The organism is Paenibacillus sp. OT2-17 (assembly GCF_009827695.1).
Classification (GTDB): Bacteria; Bacillota; Bacilli; order Paenibacillales; family Paenibacillaceae; genus Paenibacillus; species Paenibacillus polymyxa_B.
Map to the genome: position 1 here is coordinate 1 of NZ_WUDQ01000226.1, position 5,569 is coordinate 5,569.

A 5,569-nucleotide genomic window follows, 5' to 3' on the forward strand; every position below is an offset into this window, starting at 1 on the left:
TGGACCTGTGGGACCCGGCGGTGCGCCTGGACCCGCAGGTGGACCAGGGCCACAAGGGCCTCCCGGACCTATCGGCGCCGCTGGACCTATCGGAGCGCCCGGACCTGTTGGCCCTGCCGGGCCCGTGGGGCCTGCGGGGCCCATTGGAGCGGCTGGACCTGTTGGCGCCGCCGGGCCTATCGGCGCCGCTGGACCGGAAGGCCCGGCCGGACCTGTCGGCGCTACAGGTGCTGCGGGCCCTGCCGGGGGTGTGACAGGCGCCACGGGCGCTACGGGCGCGGATGGATTGGTCGGGCCAGCCGGGGCCATAGGGCCTGCTGGAGCCACGGGTGTTACGGGCGTTACAGGGATTACCGGAGCCACCGGCTCGGGAGCCATCATCCCGTTTGCTTCAGGAGGACCTGCTATACTGACAACTGTTCTTGGCGGAGTGGTAGGAACCACAAGTTTGATCGGCTTTGGGAGCTCAGCAACAGGTATTAGCCTCGTAGGCGGGGTCATAGACCTGACAGGTACACTTGTAGGACCTCTGATTAACTTTGCTTTTTCCGTACCACGGGATGGCGTAATTACATCTATTACTGGTTACTTCAGTACAACAGCTGCATTAACTCTCGTGGGTTCAACTGCGGCAATTACTGCCCAGCTGTTTAGTTCCCCAACACCTAATAACACTTTCACAGCAGTTCCGGGAGCTATCGTTACATTGGCCCCTCCACTGAATGGCATTGTTGCTTTGGGAACGACCTCTAGCGGCATTACTACTGGTTTGGCTATCCCCGTAACCGCACAGACTCGTCTGCTCCTTGTCTTCTCTGCAACAGCTACGGGACTTTCCCTCGTAAACACTATCGTAGGTTATGCAAGCGCAGGCGTTACCATTACCTGATCCAAGACGAAAAAAGGGCCCCACAGGATTGTTCCTGTCGAGCCCTTTTTATTTGTATTCCAACAGACGAACTAAACCGTTTCGAACGATATTTTTACTTCTTCTCCCTCTTCACAAACGGCGAACGTTTTAATTTGTCCGTGATCAGGCTCTTGAACGATGCCCGTCTGCAGATCAATTTTCCAGTCATATAAAGGATCATAGATATAATGACCAGATACTATAGCCTCTGTAAGAGGACCTCCTTTGGGATGAGGACTGCTATTTTCAACGGCATAAAGCTCATTCTCCGAAGTGCGGAAAACAGCAATTTCAGTACCTTTGATATGGATGGTACGCCCTATTCTGATCGGAAAATCCTTACTATGACCGACGACAAGCCATTCGGCATTTTTGATCATTTGCTTGATCGCTCCCTTCCTCAGGCATTTTAGATACAATTACACAATAGACGGGGTGACAACCTCGAATAAATTTTTGCGTGAATCCTCATCATTGATGATCTTTTTCCAAGGGTCTTCGACCTGTTGTAATGCAAATTCGATGCGTTCTACTAAAGCTTGTCGATGATCTGTATCATGAACGACAGCCTTCTGAATCTCCTCCAGACCGATCCGTTCCACCCACTCCGAAGTACGTTCCAGGTATTGTCCTGTTTCCCGGTAGAGTTGCATTACGCTTCCTACAATATCAATCAACTCGGCGTCGGTTTTTACTTTACAGAGTGAATCAGCCAACCGCGCTTTAATACCGCCATTACCACCGATAAAGATCTCCCAGCCCCCATCATTACCTACGATTCCGATATCTTTGGTACATGATTCCGCACAGTTGCGTGGACATCCATTAACCGCTAATTTGAATTTTGCCGGGAAATCCAGTCGTTCGAATTTCCGTTCCAACACTTCTCCCATTCCCATCGAGTCCTGTGTGCCAAACCGGCAAAATTGTGATCCAACACAGGTTTTAACTGTACGAAGTGACTTCGCGTAGGCATATCCCGACGGCATATCGAGTTCTTCCCATACTTTAGGCAGATCCTCTTTACGGACACCGATCAAATCCAGCCGCTGTCCTCCTGTTACTTTAACGACCTTAACGTTGTATTTAAGAGAAACATCTGCTATCTTCTTCAAATCTTCTGGGGTCGTTACACCACCGTACATTCTAGGAACAACTGTAAACGTTCCATCCTTTTGAATGTTCGCGTGCAATCGCTCATTTACAAAACGGGAATCTCCCTCATTTTCATAGGTATCCGGGTTAATCATTCCCAGATAGTAATTCAGCGCTGGCCGACATTTGGAGCATCCTTCATCATTATGCCAACCCAGTACATTCATAACTTCACGCGTTGTTGTCAGCCCTTTGGTTTTGATCGCTTCCACAATCTCGTCCCGACTCAAAGTTGTGCAGCCACATATTCCTTGCTTGGCTGACGTCTTGAAGCTGTCTCCAAGAACGTACTGCAGAATTTGCTCTACAACCGGCTTACACCCTCCACAGGAACGCGTTGCTCCGGTACATGCCTTAATTTCATCGACTGTGGTCAGTCCATTATCATTAATCGCATCCACAATCGTCTTTTTGGTTACACCGTTACAGCCACAGACAATTTCGTCATCAGCCATCGTTTCAGCGGATAATGATTTCGCCCCGTCCTTGCTGCATCCAGTACCCATGATCTGTCCATATATCTCATCTGTCATCAATGTTTGCTGACGCACATATTTTTGAAGGCTAGCAGATTCGCTCACATCGCCAAACAGTACAGTTCCAACAATCTTATTTTCACGAAGCAGCACTTTTTTGTATGTGCGCTTCCACTCATCCTTTGCCACAATCACCGTATGTTCAGGCTGGGTTATGAATTCGCCAGCTGAGAAAACATCCACCCCTGAAATTTTGAGCTTGGTGGAAACCACCGATCCCATATAACCTTCAGTATCCGCACCTGCCAAATGTTTGGCAATTACACTCCCCTGTTCAAACAGCGGAGCTACCAAGCCGTAACAGGTTCCGCGGTGTTCAACACATTCCCCTACAGCATATACATCCGGCACGGAGGTTCTCATCAAATCATCGACTACAATACCACGGTTCGTTTCCATACCACTTTGCACAGCCACCTGAATATTAGGTTTGATCCCGACGGCCATAACGACCAAATCCGCTTCCAGCTCGCTTCCGTCTGAAAACCGCAGTCCTTGTACCCGATCTTGACCGTACACCTCCGCAGTTTGCATTTGCATAGCAAACTTGATTCCCTGGCGTTCTAGTTCTGTTTTCAGCATCGCAGAGGCTTCCCGGTCCAGCTGGCGTTCCATCAAATCCTCCATTAAATGAACGACCGTAACATCCATACCCAGGTTGACCAAGCCTTTAGCTGCTTCCAGCCCCAATAGGCCTCCACCAATGACAGCTGCCTTTTTAAAGGTCTTTGCTGCCTCAAGCATTGCCGAGCAATCGGCGATATCTCTGAAACCGATGACACCCGGTAATTCTTTACCCGGAATAGGCAGAATAAATGATTGTGAACCAGTAGCTACCAAAGCTACATCGTAATCAATTTCCAGTCCGTCTTCGGTGCGAATCTTCTTGTTCTCACCGTCAATGCTTTTCACCATTTTTCCTGTATATAAAGTAATCCCTTGATCCGCGTACCATTGCAAATCGTTCAGTATGATATCATCAATCGTTTTACTACCTTCCAACACATAAGAGAGCATGATCCTGTTATAGTTCGGATGCGGCTCATTTCCCAGGACCGTAATTTCATACTTATCCGTTAATTTCAAAATTTGTTCGACCGTATTGATACCAGCCATCCCGTTCCCTATAACCACAAGTTTTTGTTTACTGTTTATCATATACCGGTTCCTCCATTCATTCGACGATGCTTCCTATCCGACGACATCTCCTACGTTCCTATGAATATTGCTTATGCTTCTATTTTAATGCAGCAGATAGAGCTATATGTGATTAGAATCACAATGTAGTTCAAATTAAAAATATTTAGGGATTTCCCTATTCTGCTTCAAGGGATAAAGGTAAGCAGCTGAAATTGAGTTAAAAAAAAGGACCAGCTAGCTGGTCCCTTAGTTTAATTTATGAATGATGGACTTTGACTCAAATGGGAGAAATATTCAGCAACTTCCCGTGCAGCCCGGGATGGACGCCAGCCGCGATTTTTTCCATCTGTGTACTATGAACCATAAGAAATTTATTTTTCTTAGTCAGCAGTAGGTTCCCCCGGCTACCTTCTCCCGCTTCAAGTGGCATATTCGTTCCTGCCGGAAGGATCACAATCGTCAAATATCCTTCACTGTCAACTTTACAGGGAGCATAATGAAGTGTCGTTGAATATATCTCGACAACCGTGTTTTTAGGCTGAAAAAACACCTGAACATTTGCACTGTCATAGGAATTGTCCTCAATGTCCTGTACTCTGCCGACAAGATGAATACAGTCTGTAGCGGCAATCACCACCTCGCTGCCCTGATGATATTCCAGCCCGGTCAGACCCGTATTCTGACCTGCGCAAAAACCAGCCTGAATTGGAAGTTGGCCGTACACCTCATCTTGAATCCGGTGAATTACACCGAAGTCTTCGAGTTCTGCGACCGAAGGTACATAATGGTTTCCCTGATCGGGTACGCTGGTCGTTTCTTTTGCATACTTGATAAGCTCTGTGGTATTAAAATGAGGCAGCAGCCTTCCATACGGGCGGAATGCTTCGCTCATTACCTCATAAATAACCAAAGGTGCATTGATTTGATTTAGTCTTTCCGTAGTCTTCATAGCTTGACCTCCAGCAATGAATCTCCTGTGTACACTCGGTTATTTCCCAGCACCTTAACGTCAGAGTATTCGGCTGTATTCGTCACAATAATCGGTGTAGTCATGTCATAGCCCAGAGCTTTAATTGCTCCAATATCAAACTCGACCAGCAGTTGACCTTTGGTAACCCGATCCCCTTCTGAGATATGCGTTTTAAAATGCTGTCCTTTCAACTTGACGGTGTCCATACCGATGTGAACCAAGATCTCCGTTCCTCCATCCGATACAATACCAATCGCATGGCCTGTACGGAAGGCATTAGCTATAGTTCCGTTGAATGGAGAGAGCAGTTTGCCATCCTCAGGCACAATAGCAACGCCTTTACCCATGGCTCCAGTAGAGAACACTTCATCAGATATCTCGGATAACGGTTTGACAGTACCCGTCAGCGGGCTGGAAATATTCTCGTTCGTTAGCGCAGGAGCTGGGGTTGCAGCTTCTTTCTTCTCTTCATGGACTGCAATCATTTCTGTTTCCATGGAATCATTAAATCCAAAGAAATACGTAGTAATGGCTGTGAATATATAAGCTACTATAATGGCAATTACAAATCCGGCAAATCCTGTGCCGAAGAATATCGGCAGGGATGCCAAGCCCGGTATACCTGGAGCAATCGCCACGGAACCCGCCGCACCTGTGATTGCCCCGGCGATAGCGCCCCCGATAATAGCCCATACGAACGGTTTTTTGTAGCGGATACTAATCCCGTAGATGATCGGTTCCGTGATGCCAAACAAACCTGTTATCGCTGCAGGCCCGGCAATCGCTCTCACTTTTGGATTTCTGGTTTTAAGGAATACACCCAGTGCCGCACCTGCTTGTGCAAAGTTAGAAGGCGCA

At 47.7% G+C, this 5,569-nt stretch carries 5 protein-coding genes; 1 reads left to right on the top strand and 4 read right to left on the bottom strand.

Annotated features, from left to right (window positions below; all coding sequences use genetic code 11):
• Nucleotides 1-889: exosporium glycoprotein BclB-related protein (locus GRP75_RS18060; protein WP_272917215.1), on the top strand; the 889-nt coding region annotated here is incomplete at its 5' end.
• A gap of 71 nt (nucleotides 890-960) precedes the next feature.
• Here GRP75_RS18060 and nirD read toward each other — a convergent pair.
• From nirD to GRP75_RS18080, 4 genes are all read right to left on the bottom strand, one after another.
• Nucleotides 961-1,290 (bottom strand): nitrite reductase small subunit NirD, encoded by a 330-nt coding sequence (nirD, locus tag GRP75_RS18065; RefSeq protein WP_023986899.1) that lies wholly within the window; start codon nucleotides 1,288-1,290, stop codon nucleotides 961-963.
• Nucleotides 1,291-1,329: 39 nt separating this feature from the next.
• Nucleotides 1,330-3,759, bottom strand: a complete 2,430-nt coding sequence (gene nirB / locus GRP75_RS18070; RefSeq protein WP_023986898.1) for a nitrite reductase large subunit NirB — start codon at nucleotides 3,757-3,759, stop codon at nucleotides 1,330-1,332.
• 259 nt (nucleotides 3,760-4,018) lie between these two features.
• The gene (locus tag GRP75_RS18075) at nucleotides 4,019-4,690 is read right to left on the bottom strand and encodes a DUF4867 family protein (RefSeq protein ID WP_023986897.1); all 672 of its coding nucleotides are present in this window, start codon (nucleotides 4,688-4,690) and stop codon (nucleotides 4,019-4,021) included.
• Nucleotides 4,687-5,569, bottom strand: an 883-nt coding sequence (locus GRP75_RS18080) for a glucose PTS transporter subunit IIA (RefSeq protein WP_160789968.1), incomplete at its 5' end; no start/stop codon positions are given. The genes GRP75_RS18075 and GRP75_RS18080, both read right to left, overlap by 4 nt.

Excerpts from the sequence above, each read along its gene's own strand:
- nirD (WP_023986899.1), bottom strand. The coding sequence starts at position 1,290 with ATGATCAAAAATGCCGAATGGCTTGTCGTCGGTCATAGTAAGGATTTT.
- GRP75_RS18075 (WP_023986897.1), bottom strand. The coding sequence starts at position 4,690 with ATGAAGACTACGGAAAGACTAAATCAAATCAATGCACCTTTGGTTATT.
- nirB (WP_023986898.1), bottom strand. The coding sequence starts at position 3,759 with ATGATAAACAGTAAACAAAAACTTGTGGTTATAGGGAACGGGATGGCT.